Origin of the sequence: Bacillus sp. BK450 (assembly GCF_004364885.1) — a bacterium.
Lineage (GTDB): Bacteria > Bacillota > Bacilli > Bacillales > Bacillaceae > Bacillus > Bacillus safensis.
This window is the reverse complement of record NZ_SOBQ01000003.1, coordinates 181886-204657: the sequence shown is the minus strand read 5'-3', so window position 1 is coordinate 204657 and position 22772 is coordinate 181886. Positions and strand designations below refer to the sequence as shown.

Sequence of the window (22772 nt, the reverse complement as noted above, 5' to 3'; positions counted from 1 at the left end):
GAATTGCATAGCAGTTCCTTTTTTTCGTTCAATGTACATATTCTCCCCTCCTGTCTCATAGTGTGAAAGAGAGAAAGAATGCTATGGAAACAACAGGTGCTTTAGCGCCTTCTGTTTAGAACACCATGAGGAAAGAGGAGGAACGTTATGAAATTGAAAAATCAATTTGGGCAAGGTTCGGGTTTCGAAGGTCAAGATTTCCGCCAGCAACAATATGGAGCAAATCCGTATCCTGCGCAGCAGATGGGTTATTCAGTCCCTCCCCAAACGCAGGGTCAAATGCAGCAGGGGTTTTCACCAATGCCGTCTACCGGTACTTCACAAGGAGGCCAAGGAACGCAGGGCGGCGGTCAGCCCTATCAAATTCCTTCTGGACCGGTTTATCAGCAGAATGTCACCGGGCAGCTGCCTATTGAGCAGTCCTATATTGAAAATATTTTACGATTGAACCGCGGCAAGGTAGCCACGATTTATATGACGTTTGAGGCGAGCAAGGAATGGAATTCGAAGATTTTTAGAGGCGTCATAGAAGCTGCAGGGCGTGACCACATTATCATTAGTGATAATAAGACAGGAACACGATACTTACTATTAACAATCTATCTTGATTACATTACGTTTGATGGAGAAATTCAATATGATTATCCTTATTCGATGTCAACATATTCTCCGAGATAACGTCAAGCATGGCAAAAGCAAGGCTCAGGTGCCCTTGCTTTTTTCTTTTGTCTAGGTTTTTGTCACACCTCTAGGGCGCTACTCATAAAATGCCTAGTAGTTTTTATCAAAAGCCTAGAGGTGACATCAATGACTGTTGAGCTGGATTATACATCACCAAATGTCAAATTTTCATACGACCTGAATCAAAGCCCCCTTGTGAAATTCGATCAGCATAACCTGATTAATGTGTTAGGAAAAAAACAATTAAACTCGTTGGATCAAGTGTCCCTGCTGGATATATATTTGAGTAAAAGCAAAGTCGTAGAGCCTCATTATCATCAAAATGCCGCAGAGCTTGTTTATTGTATAGCCGGTTCTGCTGCCGTATCGATGCTGAATCCATTTACAAAAAAACTGCACACCTACACCATCACACCTGGACAGGTGGCAAACGTGCCTCAAGGCTGGTGGCACTATGAAGTCGCTCTCCAAGACAGAACTCATTTGTTAGCTATTTTTAACGCATCTACACCTGAAGTGATCCTAGGCTCAGACCTTCTCACCCTCACCCCTTCTCACATCATGGCCCATACTTATTGCATGAACGAAACACAGTGGAAGCAGGCGATAAAGCCTGTGAAACCAAGTGTGTTTATCGGACCATTTTGCCACCGGGAGGAAGAGTCTCAAACGCATCCTGTCCCTCCATCTCACTACGTCCCATATTATCAAGCACCGCCCAACTATACCCCTTACTGGAGTTAAGAAAAAAACCGATGCCCCTATGAGAGCATCGGTTTATTGGCTTATAAATTTTTTGCTGCTGCAATGACCAGCATGATCCAAGAGGCGATAAATGCTACTCCGCCAATAGGAGTAATGGCACCTAGAATCTTCACCTGCGTCAATGCCAGCACATAAAGGCTTCCTGAGAAGAAAAGGATGCCTGCAAGCATCACCCAGCCAGCGGTTGGAACTAGGGAAACACCTGATAGCTTATCTGCAAGAAAGGCGACAATAAATAGTCCTATCGCATGGAACATCTGATATTGAACACCTTTATTCCATATTTCTATATATTTTTCAGGGATTTTCCCTTCTAGACCGTGCGCACCGAAGGCTCCAAGTCCAACAGCAAGCATGGCGTTAATGGCTCCTAAAATGAAAAATAGTTTCATTCGTCATTCTCCTTATCTCGTCAATTATATTTATCATAGCGCGGGTGAAGGGCGACATTCAACTTTCCCTTTACGTTGACACGAGATTGTCGGATTTCTTTTTCTTTCGTAACAAGACTTGGTCGACCACGATCGCAATGAGTGTGCCTAGAACAAGACCGTTGCTTAATAATGAAATGAGCACAGGATGCATCCCTTTCAAGGCCCCCTGAGGCACAAACATCGCCCCTACGCCTGCTAAAACAGCAATACCAAGAACAAAGCGAATGCGCGGAATTTCTTCTTTCTCATACTGATCAAACTCCGACATCGCAATCCCAATCATAGAAGAGAAGACCACAAAGTTTACAGCAAGCCCCACAGGTGATGGCAATGCAGAGAAAAAGCTCATGAGCAGGGGAAACAAACTAATGAGAACCACAAGCAGACTTCCTATGAAAAAAGGCTTTCTCGAAGGAATTTTGGTTGTCTGGATAAATCCGGCTGCCCCAGAAATAGGTACAGGCGCAATCGCCCCGATCAGCCCGCTTAATAAATGACCAAATGCTGCGACAAAACCAGCAGGACGTGCTCTTTTCCGCTCACGCAGTTCACCAAATGCCTTCACTGAGCTTTCCACAATTCGAATACTTGCCAGCATGTTCACAATGAGTAAAATCGTTATAAAAAAGGACGTGACAAGCAATCCACTGTCAAAGACCGGCATACCGAATGGAAACAGCTTCGGAAACTCGATGATTTGTTCTGGAATTCGAACCGGCTTCGCCAATCCGAGTAGAGCGAATAACAGCCATCCGCCTGCAAGTGCGAATAACACAGAAAACTGTCTCAAGTAATGCCATTTTGAGCGGCTGATCATGAAGGTGAGGATAATAATCAAGATCGATAAGCAAAAGACAAGCCCGTCTACTTGATTTCCCCGATAGCCGATGCCCATCAGCCCTTTCATAATTGGCTGACTTAGCTGCACAACAAGCAGCAGCAAGTAAATGCCTGTGACGACTGGCGTAAATAAAGACGCGAGCCAATTGATGATTTTAAATAGACTAAAAATAAAAAAGAAAACAGCACTAAAAATTAAAGCCCCTTGTAATGCTTGCAGGGTTTCAGGATACGTCGCAAAGATTGTACCTGTCATGCCGGCATAAAGGGTATACACACCCCACCAAAGCCCTGCTGGACTTTCATTAATCGGCAGCATATGGCCGCATAAACACTGCACCATTGCCACAAGACCAAGTGAAAAGAACGTACTTTGAATCAGCTCCGCCGATTGCACTTGGTTCAATTCAAATGCTTGTGCAATCGCAATTGGTACGGCAATAGAAGCTGCGATAAAAAATGCCATCCACTGAATGGCGCCCAAAAATAGTTTCAAACCGATCACCTTCCCTTTGTCGTGACAAGACCATTAAAAATCAAAAATAGAGTCGCCGTTCCCGTCCTTCTCTTTTTGACCCTCATCATTTTGCTGAAATTTCTTCGCGCCACTTGTACCCATTAGTTTCTCCAGCATGGCTTGATCTGCAGACACAGATGGCGCTGATGGTGTATGTATCGATGGAGGTGGTGAAATGACCGGCGACTGCGGCATTTGCACCTGTGATGGTGCGTCGAGAATGACATCACATAGTGAAGAAATGGCCGCCACTTGACGTTTCACCTCTTCATCATTTCCACTTTGTTTTGCTTTTTGAACCGCTTCCTCCATTTTTTGAAGCAGGCTTGATATATGAATATTCAAGGGTAGACCCTCCAATCTAAAAAAATCTCTTTTCAACATTATTTTACCAAATGAACAAACCAAATGGGTTCATTTTTTCAAAGCAGTGCGCTCACGACTCTCTTATTTGACCCGTCATCTTCATTCACACATAATAAAAGAAACAACATCGTCTATGAAAGGATTGAATAATGGACAAGCTCACTGCTCTATTTCAGAAACAAAAAGTCTTTCAGAAGCCAGCGGTTCAAGAACGCATCCGCATTCTTCAAGACTTAAAAGCAGCAATCAAACAGCATGAAAAGGATATTTTACAGGCCTTAGCCCATGATTTACATAAATCCGAACAGGAAGCCTATACAACAGAGATCGGGATGGTGTATGAAGAAATCAATCATACCCTCAAGCACCTTCACAAATGGGCGAAGCCAACTCGCGTGAAAACACCGCTGACTCATATCGGATCAAAAAGCATGATCATCAAGGAACCCTATGGAAGTGTGCTCATCATTGCTCCTTGGAACTATCCTTTCCAATTGGCCCTTTCTCCATTAGTCGGTGCGATTTCTGCGGGAAATGCCGTGATTTTAAAGCCGTCTGAGCTTACGCCGGCAGTCTCACAAGTGCTCAGCACTATCATCAAACGTGTATTTCAAGAAGACCATGCGGCTGTCGTAGAGGGCGGTGTTGAAGTCAGTACAGAACTGCTGAAACTGCCCTTTGATTATATCTTCTTTACTGGAAGTGTGGCAGTTGGCAAAGTCGTCATGGAAGCCGCCGCAAAACATTTGACCCCTGTCACACTTGAGCTTGGCGGAAAAAGTCCCAGCATCGTCATGCCTGATGCCGACATCAAATTAGCAGCGAAGCGGATCACCTTTGGAAAATTCACCAATGCAGGGCAAACCTGCATTGCACCAGACTATTTGCTCGTTCATGAATCCATCAAAGAGGAACTTTTGCGAGAAATGACGGCCTGTATCCGTGACTTTTATGGTGAACATCCCGAAACGCATCCGCACTTTGGAAAAAATGTCAGCCAGCGTCATTTTGACAGGCTTACACAATTTCTCTCAAATGGAACGATCGTCACAGGTGGACAGCGCAATGAACAGGAGCTCAAAATCGCTCCGACCATTTTAGACCACATCACATGGGATGATCCCGTCATGCAGGAGGAAATTTTCGGACCGATTCTGCCTGTCATGACCTTTGATTCTCTGCATGAAGCAGTTCATATGATCAAAGCAAGGCCAAAGCCGCTTGCGCTTTACTTATTTACAACAAATAAAGAAACAGAAACCTATATTCTAGACAACCTCTCATTTGGCGGAGGATGTATCAATGACACGCTTATGCATGTCGCTACACCTTACCTGCCATTCGGAGGCGTCGGCGAAAGCGGCATGGGGCGATATCACGGGAAGGACAGCTTCTTCACTTTTACGCATGAAAAAAGCGTCCTGCGGCAAACCAATCTCTTCGATTTTTACTTCCGTTATCCTAATGCGAAAAACGGACTCGACTTGGTTCGTAAATTTTTAAAATAAACAGGACGAAGGGTCTCTCCCCTCGTCCTATTTTCATTCAATATCCTTGATACACCAATTGATTTCTTCAATCCCCATTTGCTTTAAATACGCGTTTACCTTTGAAAACGGCCGGCTGCCAAAAAAGCCGTTTCTTGCAGAAAAAGGACTTGGATGAGGTGACTCAATGATGAAATGCTTGTTTTGATCAATGCGTTCTTTCTTGTTTTGAGCATGTCTACCCCATAACACAAAAACGACGGGCTGTTCACGCTGATTCAGCACATCAATCACGCGGTCTGTCACACGTTCCCAGCCCTTGCCTTTATGAGAATTCGCCTCGCCTTTTCTCACAGTCAGCACAGTGTTTAAAAGCAGCACACCCTGCTCTGCCCAGCTGACAAGTGAGCCGTGGTTTGGAACAGGACAGCCAAGATCATCCTTTAGCTCCTGAAAAATATTTCTCAAAGATGGCGGATGTTTGACGCCCGGCTGAACAGAAAAGCTTAATCCATGTGCCTGCCCTGGGCCATGATAAGGGTCTTGTCCTAAAATCACCACTTTGACCTTTTCATATGACGTCAAATGAAGAGCACGATACACGTCATCTGGTTTTGGAAAAACGGTCTGCGTGCGATATTCTTCCTTCATCCATTCACGTAATTCCTGATAATACGGCTGTTCAAATTCACTTTTCATCACAGCCCACCAGCTATCATTTAAAAATGGCTTCATTGTGGTTTTCCTCCTTCTACTTGCTGCGCTAGTCTGGAGATCATCGGTTTTCCATCCCACACAATCTCACTCTCTGATTCTCTTTTTTTCATCGCTGGTTCTTCTAATAATATAGCAAAGTTCGCTGTCGGCAGATCCCCCAGTTCATGCTTTTCACTTAGATCATCTAAGTAGTTTTTCCTTGTTTCACCAAGATCACTAGACTGATTTCCACCGCCGTCAAAAAACGCATAGATCACGCTCGCAGCTGGCACTCGTTTCACTCGGGCATGCTGTGATACACGCAAAAAGAAGTCCCAGTCCCAATAATGATGCATCGCTGGATCAAAATAGCCAATCTCATCGTGTATACAGCGTTTGTACATACTGCCCGAAGGAACATATGTAGAAAAGACACGCATATCCTCAATATCTGCTGTATAAGCAAACAAACGTCTCGACAGCGGAAAACGGGTCGCGCCTTTTTCTTCAAATGATACAATTTCTGCATCAGAAAAGACAAAATCGGCATCCTCCAGCGCCTTGCTCATGCGTTCGATATGACAAGATGTGAAGTAATCATCGTCGTCACTCAGCATGATGACGTCGCCTGTCAGCTCCCGCACTCCCACATTTCTGGCATTCACATGCTGGACATTCTCATCTAAATGAATCAAGCGGATCGGAAGCTCAGGGTAAAGTTCCTGAATGATGTCGACTCGCTCTCCTGCATCATTGACGACAACAATTTCAAAAGGCTGTACGGTTTGTCTTGTAATGGATTCAAGCAGCTCACACAGTGCGCTGAGCCGGTTATGTGTCACAATTAATAAGGAAATCTTCATATGCAGCTTACTCCTTTAATAGATTCGTCTTTTTCCATTAAAACATAAATTGACTTTCTTCTCATGATATAAAAGGCGGTTTGATTTGATGGGAAAATGGGAATTTTGATGAAAAGGAGTGATGATGATGGAATATATCACGGTGGAGAATAGTAAAGAAGCAAAACAGACCATTGACCACATTCATTCATCGGGATCATCAAAGGACGCTGTTTTTGTTTTTGCCTACGACCCAGAACGCTCTGATACAGTAACAGAGCATACAGACGCCAAAAGCATGACAGCGGTCGATCAAGGAATTTTGGATCAAGTCGCCAATGTCATTCGCACCCGGGATGATGAACTGATGGCCAAAATGATGTCAACTGGGGCCGATCAAGAGTTAGCCTTAACGCTTTTAGACGAGCTGAAAAAAGGGAAATTGGTGATTTGTAAAAGGTAAGAAAGAGAGGCGTTCCGAAGAGAGGAACGCTTTTTTATGCCGTTTCATTGTGATAAACGGAAAAGCTGATTATAATAAGGGATAGAACAATAACTGCTACACATCACATTGGAGGTTCAGCAACTATGTCTATGAATAAAGCACTCACCATCGCAGGTTCGGATTCAAGCGGCGGTGCAGGTATCCAAGCAGATTTAAAAACATTTCAAGAAAAAAACGTCTACGGGATGACAGCTTTAACCGTTGTCGTTGCAATGGACCCACATAATCATTGGGATCATCAGGTGTTTCCAATTGATACGGCGACAATTCGCGCGCAGCTCTCTACCATTGTAGAAGGCATTGGTGTAGATGCACTGAAAACGGGTATGCTTCCTACCGTCGACGTGATCGAGCTTGCAGCTGACACCATCAAAACATATGACCTAAAAAATGTCGTCATTGATCCTGTCATGGTTTGTAAGGGTGCAAACGAAGTCCTTTACCCAGAGCACGCGGAAGCACTGCGTGAAAAGCTCACGCCACTGGCAACCGTTATCACACCTAATCTTTTCGAAGCAGGTCAATTAAGCGGAATCGGCGAGATTAAAACGATCGAACAAATGGAAGAAGCAGCAAAACGCATTCACGAACTTGGTGCAAAGTATGTGGTTATCACTGGAGGCGGTAAGCTCAGCGAAGACAAAGCCATCGATTTACTTTATGATGGACAAACCTTCGAACGCCTTGAAACAGATAAAATCGACACAGAATACACACACGGCGCAGGCTGCACATTCTCAGCAGCAGTCACAGCTGAACTAGCGAACGGATCAGACGTGAAAGAAGCCATTTATGCAGCAAAAGAATTCATCACGGCTGCCATTAAAGGCTCTTTCCAGCTAAACGAATACATTGGACCGACAAAACATTCTGCTCATCGTTTTGACAAATAAAACAGAAAAAACCGATTCGCCTTGTTAGGAGGTGAATCGGTTTTTGTTTATCGAAAGCTTCGTCTCTGTGCAAACAGCCAATCTGTTAAGCCTGGCGTCTCATAAGCAGGCGTCCATGATGCATGGTCATATCCATACTTACTTGCATACTCCGTATAAAGCGGCTGGCCGCCAGCTTTTTGAATAGCTTGAATTGTATTTCTTGCATAGCTGATAGGAATAATGGAATCATCTTCTGCATGAAATGCCCATATTGGCTTGTTTGCTAAAATTCCTGCCTTACTTGGATCTGCTCCCCCCGCAATAGGAATCATTGCTGCAAACAAACGAGGATATGTGGTGTTCAACTGGTACGTGCCAAATCCACCTTGTGATAAACCCGTCGCATAAATCCTTTTCTGATCAATCTGATAAGAAGTTAACACATGCTGAAGGACATCATAAGCTTTGTGTAAATCTGGTGAAAATTGAAACACGTTCGTCAGATCAATTTCATTTTGCGGATTTCTTGTTAATGCAAAGCCTCCATCGACAGCATTTCGCGCCTGAGGTGCAAGTACGTACGAAGGATGTTTCTTTTGGACTTCAGGGGAAGCCCATAAAGCTGCACCATCATTCGCAAGTAACTGCTTTTGATTGTCTGTTCCCCTCTCCCCGCCTCCATGTAAGAACAGAACTAGAGGATAGGCTTTACCCCTCTTACGGTTTTTTGGAATATACAGACGGTAAGGCATTCCTTTGTATTCGAAAGATAAAAAAGATGATGCAATGTCCTCTCGTGTGACAAAGCGATAATTGTACGTAGACGTGGAAAGGCGGCGGTTTTTCTTGTAAACGCTTACTTTTAAAGTCGTATCAGTTTCGATATGAATGGGCTTTTTGTATAACTGACTTTGAGTTGTCGGCTGGCTGCCATCTGTTGTGTAATAAAGAGAAGCTTTTTGAACGTGAGAATGCAGAGCTAACTCTTGTGAACGATAATATTGACCAGATGGGACTGAAGCAATTGATGCAGCATACGACGTATGATTTCGGGCAGAAGAAACGGAAGGAAAAAGAAAACTCATAGAAAATAGGACAATCATAAAGGTGATCAGGCATTTCTTGGTTGTATGGTTCATATCGTTCCTCCTGTACATGCTCAGATGAATTTTTTATTTATTATTGATCATGACAATATAAATGTCGACGCTTTCATTTAAATTTCTGAATAATCAGTCATAATCCAAAAAAGCGTACCCGCAAGCAGGTACACTCTTTTATCCATACATGAATGCCTATTATTTTTGCTGATCGGACTCTTTCGCCATTTTTCGAATAAAGGCTTCAATGGATTCAACAAATAAAGCATATTCTTTCATTTGTTTATACGTATCTGACAGCTTCTCTTTCACTTCTTCCTGCTCTAAAGAAGGTTCACCGAGAATAGATTGAACTTGAATGAGCAATTCTTTATATTCTTCACGTTTATCTTCAACATGATCTGCCATTGTCTCCAAGCGTTTTCTAGTCGTCGGCTGCTGTTTTGAATTCAAGTAAACAACCCCTTTTTTTGTCCTACCGCATTTGGATAAACGTCAGCCTCAGCTGTATATATTTTAAAATGATACCATAATTCCACCTGTTATCATATATGTAAAACGTCATCAAACCGCTTTAGGCCAACCTTGTATATACACGCTATAGGCTCTAAGATACAGGCTGATCTCACTAGAAAAAAGCAGATCATTGATCTGCTTAGATTGTAGAGAAATTATTTTTCAAGTCGGATTTCCCCTATTTCCTTCTGACCCTTTAAGGGAGTTCTTCTTTGCTCAAATTTCATAGCTAATACTAATAGGAAAGCTATTATTAAAATCATACTTAAGAAAATCAAACCGGCCTGCATTTTTCCTGTATAATCTTTTAGCCATCCAACTGCATAAGGGCCAACAAAACCTCCTAGACTTCCAATTGAATTAATGACTGCAATTCCAACAGCTACTGTGGCTGGACTCAATATCATAGTAGGTAATGACCAAAAAGGACCTTTAAAACAATACATGGCTGCCAATGAAATAGTGATAAAAATTATTGCAATAAATGGATTGGACACCATTCCTACACTGAGTAACGTTAAACCAGCTACGAGTAACGGTAAAGCTGTGTGCATACGTCTTTCACCAGTGCGATCTGAGCGTCTTGACCAGTAATTCATGACGATTGAAGCAATAATGTAAGGGATTGTAGCAATGAAGCCGATCTGGGTATTTGATAAAAAGCTAGATAAACCTTTAATAATTTGGGGCATCCAATAACCAACGCCCAGTGTACCTGCAGTATATACAAAGTAAATTAAGGCGAGGTACCACAGTTTAGGATCAGTCAAGGCCGTCTTATGACTAGAGGCTTGTCGGCCTTTCTTTTCTCTTAGCTCCTCGTCCTTTCTTAATTCTGACATCAACCAATTTTTTTCTTCAGCTGTTAACCACTTTGCTTGTTCTGGCCGATCTGTTAAGTAGAAATATGTAACAAACCCTAAAATAACAGCAGGGGCGCCTTCGATAATAAACATCCAACGCCATCCAGGTACATTCATCCAATGAATATGATCAATAATTAAGGTAGAAACGGGAGCTCCAATAATATAAGAAACTGCGATTGCTGTCATAAACATCGCAATTGTACTTGCTCTTTCTTTAGCTCGGAACCAATAAGTAAGGTATAGAATAATGCCAGGAAATAGACCTGCTTCTGCTATTCCAAGAAGGAATCGAATAATATAAAGCTGGGTAGCATTCTGAGCAAACCCAGTTGCCATAGAAATAATTCCCCAAGTAAAGAGAATCCTAGTAATCCAAACTCTTGCCCCAAATTTTTGCATTAAAATATTACTTGGTACTTCAAAGAGAAAATAACCAATAAAAAAAATACCTGTCACAAGACCAAACATTTTACTTGTTAGTCCTAATGCTTCGTTCATTTCCAATGCAGCATATCCCACATTTGCCCTGTCTAGATAAGAAATTATATAGAGTAAAAATAGTAACGGGATAATTCTTCGTGTCACCTTTCGAATCGTCTTCTTTTCGAAATTCAATTGAGAATTCTCCATTCAAATTCCTCCTTTTAAAATAATAAAAAGAAATTTTGATAACGCTTACATTCATTTGAAAATAAAGAGATACTCTTACGGTTCTGTAAGATGTGTAAGAGTATCTCCATTTACTCTTCTGTTGTTTCCTCAAGACAGCGAACAAAATGGAAACTTTCTTTCATCGTGTCAAAAACGTTTATTTTTAACTGAAATTGATCTCAATGTCTGGTTTACCGTTAAATATTACATGTTTCGGTTGATAATGAATGTTACCGAACACCGTTTCTCCATCTACATCGGGAAAGGCAGTCTCAGTAGAAGTAGAATCTAGAACCACAAGGTGATTTGGAGTAAAAGTAAAATCGTCAATTCCTAACAATTTAGGAGCTGTTACCAGAACTGCTCTAAAAGCTTCATCAAGAGACAGTCCACCTACAATCATTTTAGAAATGATGTAGCTCATGTTATAAACAGGGTATTTTCTCCATGACGCGCTTGTTAAATCTGTACTGATCGTATCTGGTTTAATTCCCTCAGCTAAGCATTTATAAAAAACATTCCAATTAAAGTGTTTTCTACCGTGACCGATATCTAATACTATTCCTCTTTCTACTGCAGCTAGAAATTCTTTTTTTACCTTCCCGGCAGTATTCAGCACGTTTCCATCCCTTCCTTGAAATGGATGAGTGAGAATGTCCCCTTTATTAAAATATTGTGTTACCTCTTCAATATCTAGTTGAGTTTCAGTTAAATGAACCATCATTCGTAAATCAGTTCGATCGGCTGCTTCTCTTGCTAAGCGTAATAAAGACCTGTCAGTCGTTTTGTCCACCTGGCCTAAGCGAATCTTAATTCCTAATAAACTATCATCAGCTAAAGATGCAACTTCAACAATACGATCCAACGAAATACTTTCTGGCTTGGTTGGGTTAGGGTTCGGGTGATTGGTTAGCCCTTCTGGTAAGGCTGATAACCAAGAACGTACTGTTAACGGGCTTTTTTCCCAATAACGATTCGCTTCCTCCCATCCGTCATAGCCAAAAGTACCTGCGTCCCCAACTGTAGTTACTCCTGAGGAAAGATATTGATTATCTGTTACACCAATCTCTGCTCCTGGTGCCCATACATGACAATGAAAATCGACTAGTCCCGGTACAATTACGCTAGATTCAGATAAATGAATATCCCTATCATCCTCATGAGTAACTGTTATGCTTGTAGACTTATTTGGAATGAACCCCTTTTCTGACCAAATAGAACCGCCTTTAAAATTCCATACTCCCATGCAAATACACCCCTTAATTTCATATTGATTTAATAGATTAATTTATTTCATTGTTTGCAATAGCACTTCTTTACATGCATTGATAACATCCAACCACTGGTGCTAAATCACTGACCAACATACACTCCTCTTCTTTTTGGATAGTGGAAAAAATACTAAGTAGAATTTTTAATCTGTTCACTGCCAGCCACACACCAATAAGATAGCGCTTTCAAAAATGAAATGAATGACGCAACCCCTATCTTCGACAACTTTCATTTTAGAGACAGAGCACCCCTCATCACAAAAAAATTTATATGATTTATCCTATGTAATAAAAATTACTTTATTTTATATAAAAGTAATATTCATTACCAATAATTTAAATGTATGTTATCACTCATAATTAATAAAGTAAACCTTTTTTATAAAGAACAGCATGATAAAGTAAAACGAACAGTGAAGCAAATGGGAAAAATCGTTTTAACTGATAGTTATCAAGAAAATATAATGGAATTAATGGCGAGGGGATGCAGATGTCGTGGTTGCCATTGGTCCAAAAGCAAAAAAACAATGAAAATAAAAATTCCACTTATGAGCAGTGGAATAAGATGCAAGACTTTCTTTGGCTGAAGCAGCTAATAATGTCAAAACATCGATTAATCCTGAGGAAGGCGGGGTTAGTTTTCAAAACTGATCGATCAGAAGCAGAACTATTTAAACAGGCTGATATGATTGAAGTTAAAAATTTGGACAAGGTACTTTAGCCGGAACGGGCGGGGTATTTAACAAAAAAAACGAGGATGCGGTATTGGGGTACCCAATATCCCGCACCTCGATTATCTGATAGAGAAATGTAATTTTACATCGGCACCTTCTCTATCAATCGTGCAGACGGTGCTGAAGCGCCCTTTTTTATATGCCTTGCTGTTTCTGTTACTTTCAATTTCACGTCATACTGATCATCACTTGTAGGATAAGGATCAACGATTTGCTTCTCTTTGTAAATGCCAAGTCTTCAGTTTCAGCTTTGTTTCATTTCTTCCACTGATGGAGATCGATTTATTTCCCGGGGAAGGAAAGTAACGTGCAGTAAAAACTTCTCGGCCTCCGTTTACAAAAATCTCAATTGACGATGAGTCGATAAAGATATGAAGGTCGTGTAATTCCTCTATAAGTGCTTCACGAACTTCCTTTGATCGATCTTCAAATCGATCCCGCTCTAATGTCAGCTTCCCTTCCTCTTTATCATAGATGATGCGTGCTGCTGCACGGATACAGCATTCAAACCCTTTTTGTGTGTCAATTTGATCAATGAATACCTCTGCGCTCGTAATATCCTCTACAGGGATGGAATGAACAGAACGTTTAATATGAAAAACATGCTCTTGTTCATTGGTCCGCATGGATTGAAGTTCACTTACTGGTTTTTGAATCAGATGTCCGTCCTCATCTAAACGGAGTTCTCTAGGGATCGTGAGGCAGTGTATCCATTGATAAGAAATCGTCGGATGATGCTCTTCTCCTTGATCAGGCACCCCCATCCACCCGATTAAAAGTCGTCTGCCTGATTCGTCTAGAAAGGTTTGCTGCGCATAGAAGTCAAAGCCACGGTCCAGCTCCTCAAACGCTCCGTGTGTATATTGATACGAGTGATCATCCAATGTGCCAACAAAATAGCCTGATTGATGTGTATTGTGATATTTTAAGCCATCTGGCTCTAGTCCTTGTGGTGACACGATCAATACATCCCGGCCGTCTAATTCAAACAGATCTGGACATTCCCACATATAGCCGAAATTGTCTAAACCATTCTTTCCGCTGCCTGCAATCGTGCCTTGAAACGTCCAATTATCTAACGTATCAGAGGTAAATAAGACAAGGTGTCCTTTCAGGTCTAAGCTTTGTGCACCAAGGACCATGTACCACCGGCCATTTCGCTTCCATACCTTCGGATCTCGAAAATGGGCAGTAAACCCTTCAGGGAGCGTTGCCACGACACCTTTTTTCTCAAAGTGAATACCATCTTCCGAAACAGCTAAACATTGATACGTCTCACGGTTCCCTTGTTCATCCCGAACGTTTCCAGTGTACATCACATGCATCTGCCCATCGTCTATAAATGCACTGCCAGAATAACAGCCGTTTTGATCGAACCAATCACTTGGGGCAAGAGCGGCTTCTTCGTGCTGCCAATTGACTAGATCTGTCGATGTATAATGCCCCCAGAATTTTGCACCATGCCCCGTTTTGAATGGTTGCCACTGATAAAAGACGTGGTAAATTCCTTTCCACTGAATCAGCCCATTCGGATCATTTAAAAGACCGACTGGCGGCATCAAATGAAAATGCTGCCGGTACACATCCTTTTTGACCAAATGCTCATAGTTTCGAATACGGTCTGCTATCTTTTGACGAAGTGCTGCGTCAGTTGTTGTCATGACTGTGACCACTCCTTGATTATTTTTCGACTTCTTTTACTTTAAAAATGATAGTGAGAATAAATGAAACAGCAACAGCGATTAACATACCAATCACATAATTGACCACATTCTGAAGACCGAATGGTGCTGCAATCGCAATCATCGGTATGCCTGTTAAACCATAGGCATTGGCTGCTACCTTCGTGAAAACGACAAATGCCCCGCCCAATGCGCCTCCGATCATCGCCGCAATAAATGGTTGACGATAGCGAAGGTTTACACCAAATATGACAGGCTCAGTAATTCCTAAAAAAGCAGAGAAGGCAGCAGGAAGGGCAATTTCTTTTGTCTTTGCACGCTTGGCTAAGAAAAAGACAGCCAATCCTGCTCCGCCTTGCGCGACATTGGACATTGCCCAGATCGGCAGCAAATAGTTACGCCCAATATCATTCAGCAATCCTGCCTCAATCGCATGGAAGCTATGATGAACCCCTGTGAGCACAATTAAAGAGTAAGCACCGCCGAAAATGAGTCCTGCTAAGAATCCTGCATGGTCATAAATAAATGTCAGTGCACTCGAAATTCCTGTACCAAGCATTCTTCCAAGCGGTCCAACTGCAATAAACGTCACAAATCCAGTGACAATCACGGTCACAAATGGGGTCACAAGTAAATCAATACTGTTCGGAACCACTTTTCTTAAATTCTTCTCAACAAGGCACATGATATATACGGTCAATAACACTGGAATGACCGTCCCTTGGTAACCAAGAAGAGCAATATCAACATTGAATAAATGCATATACTCTGGTTTTGCTTCCGTCAATCCCCACGGATTAAGCAGATTCGGGTGAATCATAATTCCCCCAATGACAGCCCCTAAATACGGATTTCCGCCAAACTCTTTCGCTGCACTGACCCCAATTAAAATCGGTAAAATGATAAAGGCTGCACTTGAGAACATATCAAGCATTTGGAAGATCGCTGAGCTTGGATCAGCCCATTTGAAGGCTTTCATCATGCCTAAGAGACCCATTAACAAACCGCTTGCCACAATTGCTGGAATGATCGGTACAAAAATATTCGATAACGTCTTTGCAAAACGCGCAAGTGGATTCATTTTTTGTTTCACTGCTTCATCATGGCTGACAGGCTTTTGATTCTCGTCGCCTGTCTCAAGACCAGTCTCACGAGCAAATGGTTCATACACTTTGTTGACAGATCCCGTTCCAAAAATGACTTGAAATTGCCCTGAACTTGAGAAGGCCCCTTTCACACCTTCAAGTTCTTCAATGGCCTCTTTGTCAATCAAATCCTCATTTTTCACTACCAATCTAAGTCTTGTTGCACAATGCGTAGCACTAATGACATTTTCTTTGCCGCCTAACAGTTTCGTTAATTCTTTGGCTGTTTTTTGATAATCCATGATGTCTCCTCCTTTTTTAAAGCAAAAAAGACCTAAAATTCACCAACGAGTAAAGGACATACACGTCCCCTCGTTACGCAAATTTTAGGTCTTGCCTGCCTGACAGTCACAATCCCGCGATATCAATTTTTGATGACGCTTTCATCATAGTATAAGACTGTGACATGCGTCAACCTCTTTTTTCAAATCCAATGACCCATATACACTAATAAGAGTAGTGTGCATAAAAAAAAGCCTGCATGCAGGCACGATCATTTTAAACCAATTCGGCTTCCTGCAGACGCTGGACATGCAGCGTGATGTAGCCGATCTCCGATTCAGGGAGATGAAGTCCATATTCATCTTTTAACAAATCAGCGAGTCCAAGTGCACACCGGTACGCCGTATCATACTTTGTTTGGATAAAAATCAGCATGTCTTCGTCCATGATTTGAAATGCCTCATTCGATTCCAACCTGCCTAATGCATACCTCAAATGTGTCACAAGCCGCTGATAGGAAATACTATCCTCATCAATTGAATGCTGAAAATAGCTTTCAATATGCTCGATCATTTCTTTAATCATCGTTGTATATTTCACGGTCTTTTTCATGGACTCCGTATTCATTTTGGCCGTATGAATATGAAGTGCCACATATCCTGCCTCATCGTCCGGCAGTTCAACCCCAAGCCGCTCCTTTACATAACGAATGGCATACTTTCCAATCTCATATTCCTGCTTATATAAGACTTTGATCTCACCAAGCAATTTATTATATAGCACAATGCCTTTTTGAAGGCGTTCAATGGCGAAGGACAAATGATCAGTCAGTGATATGTGAATGTGATCACTGAGCGGCATCATGAGTTTCCCCTCTGCATAACTGATGATATGCTCTGCCACCTCAATATGCGCTTCTGGCAATGTGGCAAGAATTTGTTTGAATTTCTCATTTTCTTCACGCACAACAAAGATTTTCTCTATTTTTTGAAGAGGAACGACGTCATTTTTCCCCTTCTGAAAAGCAATTCCGGGTCCCATCACAATTTTCTCCTGATCGCCCTCCTTCACAACCACTGCGTTGTTATTCAATATTTTATATATCTTCAAGGGGTATCCTCTCCCAGCAGATAACATTTCTTAAGTGGGATTTTACCCTGTTTCACTTTTTCTGTAAAGGTAAGAGCGGACCAGCACGCGCCTCTCGCATCGTCTTCTCTTCAAGCATCATCAGACTTTGTGTAAACCGCTTCTCTGCCCTGCGTTTCTTCTTATGTTCTTCTGCCAGCTTCTCCAGCTCTCTCTCTTTCACTACTTGAAAGAATCCGGCATCCGCCGCGGCCGCCTGAAACCCTTGATTCTTCATCATCACACCAGGGTTCACAAGCACATTCATCATGAAACCAAACCATACGCTCAACCAGCTTTTTAATTTCTTCACTGAACATCCCTCCGCTTTTCTTAGAATCTAGCAGCTCTAGCAAAACAACTGCTCCTATCATATCCCGAGAAAAAAGAGAGGTTTGTCACAATCTGGGTGAAAAAACCAACTAGTTTTCAGAAGTTTTGTTGAAAAGTGCAGAAGATCATCATGTGCCTGGATGTTTCATTGAAAATTTTATACACACGCTATCCCAAAGATAAGCACACCTTATCAACAGGGTTTATCCACATATCAACACCCTTTCACTAGATTTTGTGTATGTAAATTTTTTATTTTCCATATATGCATCTGAATAATCGAGTTATCAACAGACATTTGTGAATAAGTGCGACTTTATAAACAAAATAGTTCTTTGTAACTATGTAAAATAAGACCATTTTAGTAAAGGAATTGTTTTCAACGTATTGAATACTTAATAACGGGCAGTGAATCTTTCCTATTTATCCACAAAAAGAAAGGCTATCTCCCTAAAAACACAGCTAGAAAGGGGAAAATTAATGAAAAAAGTAATATCTCGTTCTTCTGTTCTATTGTTCTCCACTATTTTTATTTTATCCACATTCTTTACCGGTCAACAGGCGGCGGCTGCTCCCTCTAACAAAAAGATGGAACTAGAAAAAGCAGAAATCTTCGGTGAAATCAATGTCAACTCGAGAAAACAAACCACTGTCATTGTTGAATTAAAGGAAAAATCCTTAGTTGAAGCCAAGCAAGAAGGCGAAGCACAAACAAAAGCCTCCCTCAAAAAATCTCGAACAAAAGTAAAGAACGCAGCACTCAAAGAGGTAGATAAAGCGAGTGTTCGTCAAGAATATGAAAAAGTCTTCTCTGGTTTCTCTATGAAACTTCCTGCAAACGAAATCCCGAAGCTGCTCGCAGTTGATGGAGTAAAAGCCGTTTATCCGGATGTTACATATAAAACCGATGAAGTGAAAAAGGAAAGCATCCAGCTTCCAAACGAAGATGTCTCCCCGCTTATGGATAAGAGCGCTCCATTTATCGGTGCACCAAAAGCATGGGATGCCGGCTATTCTGGAAAAGGGGTCAAAGTCGCAGTCATTGATACTGGAGTAGACTATACCCACCCTGATTTAAAAGGAAACTTCGGTTTATACAAAGGCTATGATTTTGTTGATAATGATTATTCTCCGCAAGAGACACCTAAAGGAGATCCTAGAGGCGAATCCACAGATCACGGCACACACGTTGCAGGAACGATTGCGGCAAATGGACAAATTAAAGGGGTCGCAAAGGATGCCACGCTTCTTGCATACCGTGTACTTGGACCAGGTGGATCTGGAACAACTGAGAACGTTCTTGCAGGCATCGACCGGGCTGTTACTGACGGAGCAGATGTCATGAACCTCTCTCTTGGAAACAGTGTCAATAACCCTGATTATGCAACGAGCATTGCACTTGATTGGGCCATGTCTGAAGGCGTTGTGGCTGTTACTTCGAATGGAAACAGCGGTCCTAATAACTGGACTGTCGGTTCTCCCGGCACGTCAAGAGAGGCCATTTCTGTCGGGGCAACTCAGCTTCCATACAGCCTTTACAATGTGAAATTCCCGAATTATTCTACAGCAAAAGTCATGGGCTACTACCAAGAGAGTGATTTAAAAGCGCTTGACCAAAAACAAGTCACACTCGTCCAAGCAGGAATCGGTGACGAAAAGGCATTTGAAGACATCGATGTTAAAGGAAAGGTGGCCGTGATTGAACGTGGTACCATTGCTTTTGTGGATAAAGTTGACAATGCAAAAGCCGCTGGTGCAATCGGCGTTGTGATGTATAACAATACCGATGGAGAGATTCCAGTCGACGTACCAGGTCTCGCACTTCCTACAATTAAGCTGTCAAAAGCTGAAGGAACAGCGCTTATCAAAGCCATTGAGGCTGGAAACGATACAACGGCTTTCTCCATTCAATTTGTCAAAGAACTTAGTGAGCAAGTCGCTGACTTCTCATCCCGCGGACCGGTTGTGGATACGTGGATGATTAAGCCTGATTTATCAGCACCCGGTGTCAGCATTGTGAGTACGATCCCAACGCATGATCCTTCTCAGCCTTACGGATATGGTTCTAAGCAAGGAACAAGTATGGCCTCTCCGCATGTGGCTGGAGTTGCAGCGATCATCAAACAAGCAAAACCATCGTACTCAACTGAACAAATCAAAGCATTGCTGATGAATACAGCAGAAAAACTGTTTGACGCAAATGGCAGCCCATTCCCTCATAACACACAAGGAACAGGCAGCGTTCGAATCATGGAATCACTTCAAGCGTCTTCTATCGTTTCTGATGCGAGCTATTCATACGGCACTTTCTTAAAGGAAAAAGGCGTGCAAATCAAAACGAAGAAATTTAAGGTAGAAAACCTTTCAAAAGCACCGAAAACGTATACCATTGATTACAAATTCAATGGCAGCGGCATTAGTACAAACGGAACGAAAAAAATCACCGTCAAAGGGAATTCCACTGGATCCTTTACTTCCGCAGTACAGGTGAATTACGGAAAAACCAAAAAAGGGACGTACCAAGGCAGCATCACCATTCGCGAAAATGGCAGAAAGGTCACGGAAATCCCTACTTTATTGATTGTGAAAGAGCCTGATTATCCGCGCGTCACTTCTGTTTCCGTAGAGCCGGACAATCGTGCTGGAAGCTATGTCATTAGCAGCTACCTGCCTGGCGGTGCTGAGAACCTTGCATTCCTTGTCTACTCAACCGATGGAGAGTATTTAGGTGAAGCTGGTGTTTATCAACATGTTGATAAAGGAGAGCACCGCGTAAAATGGAATGGCACAATCAATCAAGGCCAGAAGCTTGAAGCTGGTGAGTATACAATGCTTGCGTATGCAAGTTTGAAAGGAAAGTCAGATACCGTACAAACGAAGGAACCTTTCGAAATTTACCCTGAATAAATGTGAATCACAAGAAAAGCCTTGTATGAGCGGATAAGCTCATCAAGGCTTTTCGATCATATATGGAGGAAAGAGAAATTGATATGGCTATGGATCGTTTCTTTTTTTACTGCTTTTTTTCTGACGATCACATTGGTTTATTTTCTAACCTTTTTACATACGAAGCAGCCTCGTCCTTTTCATCAAGCATGCGAGCTAACTGTTTATGCTTCCTGTATCTATCCGCTCAGCCTGCTGGTGTCAGCCAGCCGCCTTCTTCTTCACCATAATGCTCCTTTTCCCCTTGTACTGGCTCCGCAGGCGATAAATATACATACGTTATGCATCAAAGGCTTCTTTTAATAAACGATACGATGTGAGCCTGTCTTGCATGTGATGTGTGATGGTCACAGCGATCAATTCATCTGTCCGATAAGCCTTCGCGAGTGTGGTCAGCTGCTTTTTCACAGATGCTGGTGTTCCAATGACCATCCTTTGACGATTGGCAGCCACTCGTTTTTGTTCATAAGGACTGTAGGAATACGACTGTGCCTCTTCATATGAAGGAAAGCCTTCAAGATTCAGCCCCTGTTCATTGGCAAGTAAAGATAAATCTAAGCTGACTGCCAGTTTTTCTGCCTGCTCCTCTGTTTCGGCACATAAAACAAAGACTGCCAGACTGACACGCGGCTGATCACCGAATACTGAAGGTTCAAATCGGTTGATATATTGCTCCACAGAGTCTTCTCCGCCTTCACCATTAATAAAAAGTGCAAACGTGTAGCCTGCACCTGCTTTCGCCGCAAGCTTTGCACTCCCTCCAGAAGAACCAAGCATCCATACTTCTGGCGCGGTCTCTACCTTCGGAGAAGCAGTCAAATGAGGCAGCGGGTAAAATTCATCCGCTAGATCGTGTAAATACACCTTCAATTCCTCTACCTGCTCAGGATACTGGTCGCCTAGACGCTTTCGCTCCCCATGATGAAGGGCAATGGAGGAAATAGGCATACCACCAGGGGCACGTCCAATCCCAAGATCAATTCTGCCAGGAGCCAGCGCTTCAAGAACCCTGAAGTTCTCTGCTACTTTATAGGCACTGTAGTGCGGGAGCATAACGCCGCCAGAACCAATGCGTATGTGCGACGTAACGGCTGATAAATGGCCGAGAAGCACCTCTGGACTCGATCCTGCAAGCCGGTTTGAAAAATGATGCTCTGATACCCAAAAACGGTGATAACCCCACTTCTCCGCCTGCTTCGCCAGTTCAACCGTCTGCTTCAGTGCTTCAGCAGGCGTAGCGCCTCCTATCAAAGGAGATTGATCCAGTATACTTAATTTCATTATGCTGCACCTCTTACAGAAATCCCCCTCTCTTAATGGAAAGGGGGATATCTTATTTATTTTCGATTAAAGCCCTTCTCTTTCACAAATTCTCCAAGGAAGGCACGCTTTGGCTGGCTAAAGCCCCGCAGCATCTGCTCAGACCAAGTATCTTTTCTCTCACCGTTTGTTCGTGTTTCATAATATGCGGAAATACGATCGTCGTATTCTTTTAAATAACGATCCACATGCGCTTCATCTTGCTGATATGAATTTTCATGATATATGAGTTCAACTGGCAGCCGTTCCTTTTGTGACGACTGATTAGCTGGATGGCCAACAGCCAGACCGAATAACGGCAGCACATAAGATGGCGTTTCAAGCACTTCAGAGACTTCTCTCAGCTGATTACGCAGTCCGCCAATATAGCAGATCCCAAGTCCCATTGATTCTGCAGCAACACTGACATTTTGTGCAGCCAATGCCGCATCGATGACGCTAATGAGAAAGGCTTCTGTATTCTCAAGCGCCTCCTGATGATTCTTCCCTGCTTTTTTTGCAATATAATCATGGCGTTTCAAGTCTGCACAGAAGACAAAGAAATGCCCGTTCTTCTCAACGTATGGCTGATTCCCAGCCAGTTCAGCAAGCTTGGCCTTCTTCTCCTGATCTGTCACCCCAATAATACTATACGCCTGTACATAGCTTGATGTCGAAGCAGCCTGTGCACTTTTGATCAGTGTCAGCACCTCTTCTTCTGTCAAACGCTCGTCTGTAAACGAACGAATGGATCGATGATTTAATATGGTTTCTATCGTTTTGTTCAATTCGAAGACCTCCTTCACTTCTTCTATCATAAGGCAAAGACATAGGGCTTTTCAAAAATTAAAACTCGCATAAAAAAAGACAG

General features: G+C 42.4%; 21 protein-coding genes. 6 read left to right on the top strand and 15 right to left on the bottom strand.

The genetic code is table 11. From position 1 onward, the window contains the following. Nucleotides 1-147: 147 nt before the first annotated feature. Nucleotides 148-678, top strand: coding sequence for a spore coat protein GerQ (gerQ, locus tag EV579_RS10940; RefSeq protein WP_024426405.1), 531 nt, complete (start codon nucleotides 148-150; stop codon nucleotides 676-678). Nucleotides 679-807: 129 nt separating this feature from the next. Beyond that, nucleotides 808-1425, top strand: a complete 618-nt coding sequence (locus EV579_RS10935) for a cupin domain-containing protein (protein ID WP_024423814.1) — start codon at nucleotides 808-810, stop codon at nucleotides 1423-1425. A 41-nt stretch (nucleotides 1426-1466) separates the two neighbouring features. On the opposite strand, the gene EV579_RS10930 is transcribed toward EV579_RS10935, so the two are convergent. The 3 genes from EV579_RS10930 to EV579_RS10920 all read right to left on the bottom strand — a co-directional run bounded on the left by EV579_RS10930 (nucleotide 1467) and on the right by EV579_RS10920 (nucleotide 3582). Beyond that, entirely contained in the window at nucleotides 1467-1838 is a 372-nt protein-coding gene (locus EV579_RS10930) for a DUF423 domain-containing protein (protein WP_003215282.1), read from the bottom strand. A gap of 70 nt (nucleotides 1839-1908) precedes the next feature. Next, complete coding sequence (locus EV579_RS10925) at nucleotides 1909-3216, bottom strand: purine/pyrimidine permease (protein ID WP_024426406.1); 1308 nt, start codon at nucleotides 3214-3216, stop codon at nucleotides 1909-1911. A gap of 33 nt (nucleotides 3217-3249) precedes the next feature. Beyond that, nucleotides 3250-3582, bottom strand: a complete 333-nt coding sequence (locus tag EV579_RS10920) for a YwdI family protein (protein ID WP_133744429.1) — start codon at nucleotides 3580-3582, stop codon at nucleotides 3250-3252. Between the two features lie 170 nt (nucleotides 3583-3752). On the opposite strand from EV579_RS10920, the gene EV579_RS10915 reads away from it, so the two are divergent. Further along, nucleotides 3753-5111, top strand: coding sequence for an aldehyde dehydrogenase (locus EV579_RS10915; protein ID WP_133744428.1), 1359 nt, complete (start codon nucleotides 3753-3755; stop codon nucleotides 5109-5111). A 33-nt stretch (nucleotides 5112-5144) separates the two neighbouring features. On the opposite strand, the gene EV579_RS10910 is transcribed toward EV579_RS10915, so the two are convergent. Continuing rightward, nucleotides 5145-5825: a uracil-DNA glycosylase gene (locus tag EV579_RS10910; protein ID WP_024426408.1), complete on the bottom strand. Its 681-nt coding sequence runs from the start codon at nucleotides 5823-5825 to the stop codon at nucleotides 5145-5147. Further along, complete coding sequence (locus tag EV579_RS10905) at nucleotides 5822-6649, bottom strand: glycosyltransferase family 2 protein (RefSeq protein ID WP_075621533.1); 828 nt, start codon at nucleotides 6647-6649, stop codon at nucleotides 5822-5824. Before EV579_RS10905 ends, EV579_RS10910 begins: the two co-directional genes overlap by 4 nt. 127 nt (nucleotides 6650-6776) lie before the next feature. Between EV579_RS10905 and EV579_RS10900 the strand changes: the two genes are divergently transcribed. After that, nucleotides 6777-7091: a YflT domain-containing protein gene (locus tag EV579_RS10900; RefSeq protein ID WP_024423820.1), complete on the top strand. Its 315-nt coding sequence runs from the start codon at nucleotides 6777-6779 to the stop codon at nucleotides 7089-7091. Between the two features lie 125 nt (nucleotides 7092-7216). Next, nucleotides 7217-8026, top strand: a complete 810-nt coding sequence (locus EV579_RS10895) for a bifunctional hydroxymethylpyrimidine kinase/phosphomethylpyrimidine kinase (RefSeq protein ID WP_024426411.1) — start codon at nucleotides 7217-7219, stop codon at nucleotides 8024-8026. Nucleotides 8027-8073: 47 nt separating this feature from the next. Here the strand turns inward: EV579_RS10895 and EV579_RS10890 are convergent, their stop codons facing one another. From EV579_RS10890 to EV579_RS10850, 8 genes are all read right to left on the bottom strand, one after another. Next, nucleotides 8074-9147 (bottom strand): chitobiase/beta-hexosaminidase C-terminal domain-containing protein, encoded by a 1074-nt coding sequence (locus EV579_RS10890; RefSeq protein ID WP_133744427.1) that lies wholly within the window; start codon nucleotides 9145-9147, stop codon nucleotides 8074-8076. 159 nt (nucleotides 9148-9306) lie between these two features. Then, entirely contained in the window at nucleotides 9307-9561 is a 255-nt protein-coding gene (locus EV579_RS10885; RefSeq protein WP_024423823.1) for a hypothetical protein, read from the bottom strand. 218 nt (nucleotides 9562-9779) lie between these two features. Then, nucleotides 9780-11120, bottom strand: a complete 1341-nt coding sequence (locus EV579_RS10880) for an MFS transporter (protein WP_133744426.1) — start codon at nucleotides 11118-11120, stop codon at nucleotides 9780-9782. 184 nt (nucleotides 11121-11304) lie between these two features. Then, on the bottom strand, nucleotides 11305-12387 hold the full coding sequence (locus EV579_RS10875) for an amidohydrolase family protein (RefSeq protein ID WP_133744425.1): 1083 nt from the start codon (nucleotides 12385-12387) through the stop codon (nucleotides 11305-11307). Between the two features lie 962 nt (nucleotides 12388-13349). Then, the gene (locus EV579_RS10865; protein ID WP_133744424.1) at nucleotides 13350-14807 is read right to left on the bottom strand and encodes a glycoside hydrolase family 32 protein; all 1458 of its coding nucleotides are present in this window, start codon (nucleotides 14805-14807) and stop codon (nucleotides 13350-13352) included. Between the two features lie 19 nt (nucleotides 14808-14826). Beyond that, nucleotides 14827-16215, bottom strand: coding sequence for a sucrose-specific PTS transporter subunit IIBC (locus tag EV579_RS10860; RefSeq protein WP_133744423.1), 1389 nt, complete (start codon nucleotides 16213-16215; stop codon nucleotides 14827-14829). A 256-nt stretch (nucleotides 16216-16471) separates the two neighbouring features. Further along, nucleotides 16472-17305 (bottom strand): PRD domain-containing protein, encoded by an 834-nt coding sequence (locus EV579_RS10855; protein WP_024423828.1) that lies wholly within the window; start codon nucleotides 17303-17305, stop codon nucleotides 16472-16474. Nucleotides 17306-17357: 52 nt separating this feature from the next. Beyond that, on the bottom strand, nucleotides 17358-17636 hold the full coding sequence (locus EV579_RS10850) for a hypothetical protein (RefSeq protein ID WP_024423829.1): 279 nt from the start codon (nucleotides 17634-17636) through the stop codon (nucleotides 17358-17360). Between the two features lie 500 nt (nucleotides 17637-18136). On the opposite strand from EV579_RS10850, the gene EV579_RS10845 reads away from it, so the two are divergent. Beyond that, a complete protein-coding gene (locus EV579_RS10845) occupies nucleotides 18137-20563 on the top strand; it encodes a S8 family peptidase (RefSeq protein WP_133744422.1) in 2427 nt (808 codons plus the stop codon). Between the two features lie 318 nt (nucleotides 20564-20881). Here EV579_RS10845 and EV579_RS10835 read toward each other — a convergent pair whose 3' ends face one another. Both EV579_RS10835 and nfsA read right to left on the bottom strand, forming a co-directional pair. Next, entirely contained in the window at nucleotides 20882-21883 is a 1002-nt protein-coding gene (locus EV579_RS10835; RefSeq protein WP_133744421.1) for an LLM class flavin-dependent oxidoreductase, read from the bottom strand. Between the two features lie 56 nt (nucleotides 21884-21939). Continuing rightward, a complete protein-coding gene (nfsA, locus tag EV579_RS10830; protein WP_107162879.1) occupies nucleotides 21940-22689 on the bottom strand; it encodes an oxygen-insensitive NADPH nitroreductase in 750 nt (249 codons plus the stop codon). Between the last annotated feature and the right edge of the window lie 83 nt (nucleotides 22690-22772).

Coding starts and splice junctions, on each gene's coding strand:
- EV579_RS10845 (WP_133744422.1), top strand. CDS start 18,137: ATGAAAAAAGTAATATCTCGTTCTTCTGTTCTATTGTTCTCCACTATT.
- EV579_RS10905 (WP_075621533.1), bottom strand. CDS start 6,649: ATGAAGATTTCCTTATTAATTGTGACACATAACCGGCTCAGCGCACTG.
- EV579_RS10875 (WP_133744425.1), bottom strand. CDS start 12,387: ATGGGAGTATGGAATTTTAAAGGCGGTTCTATTTGGTCAGAAAAGGGG.
- EV579_RS10910 (WP_024426408.1), bottom strand. CDS start 5,825: ATGAAGCCATTTTTAAATGATAGCTGGTGGGCTGTGATGAAAAGTGAA.
- EV579_RS10865 (WP_133744424.1), bottom strand. CDS start 14,807: ATGACAACAACTGACGCAGCACTTCGTCAAAAGATAGCAGACCGTATT.
- EV579_RS10915 (WP_133744428.1), top strand. CDS start 3,753: ATGGACAAGCTCACTGCTCTATTTCAGAAACAAAAAGTCTTTCAGAAG.
- EV579_RS10835 (WP_133744421.1), bottom strand. CDS start 21,883: ATGAAATTAAGTATACTGGATCAATCTCCTTTGATAGGAGGCGCTACG.
- EV579_RS10860 (WP_133744423.1), bottom strand. CDS start 16,215: ATGGATTATCAAAAAACAGCCAAAGAATTAACGAAACTGTTAGGCGGC.
- gerQ (WP_024426405.1), top strand. CDS start 148: ATGAAATTGAAAAATCAATTTGGGCAAGGTTCGGGTTTCGAAGGTCAA.
- EV579_RS10930 (WP_003215282.1), bottom strand. CDS start 1,838: ATGAAACTATTTTTCATTTTAGGAGCCATTAACGCCATGCTTGCTGTT.
- EV579_RS10890 (WP_133744427.1), bottom strand. CDS start 9,147: ATGAACCATACAACCAAGAAATGCCTGATCACCTTTATGATTGTCCTA.
- EV579_RS10900 (WP_024423820.1), top strand. CDS start 6,777: ATGGAATATATCACGGTGGAGAATAGTAAAGAAGCAAAACAGACCATT.
- EV579_RS10895 (WP_024426411.1), top strand. CDS start 7,217: ATGTCTATGAATAAAGCACTCACCATCGCAGGTTCGGATTCAAGCGGC.
- EV579_RS10935 (WP_024423814.1), top strand. CDS start 808: ATGACTGTTGAGCTGGATTATACATCACCAAATGTCAAATTTTCATAC.
- EV579_RS10880 (WP_133744426.1), bottom strand. CDS start 11,120: ATGGAGAATTCTCAATTGAATTTCGAAAAGAAGACGATTCGAAAGGTG.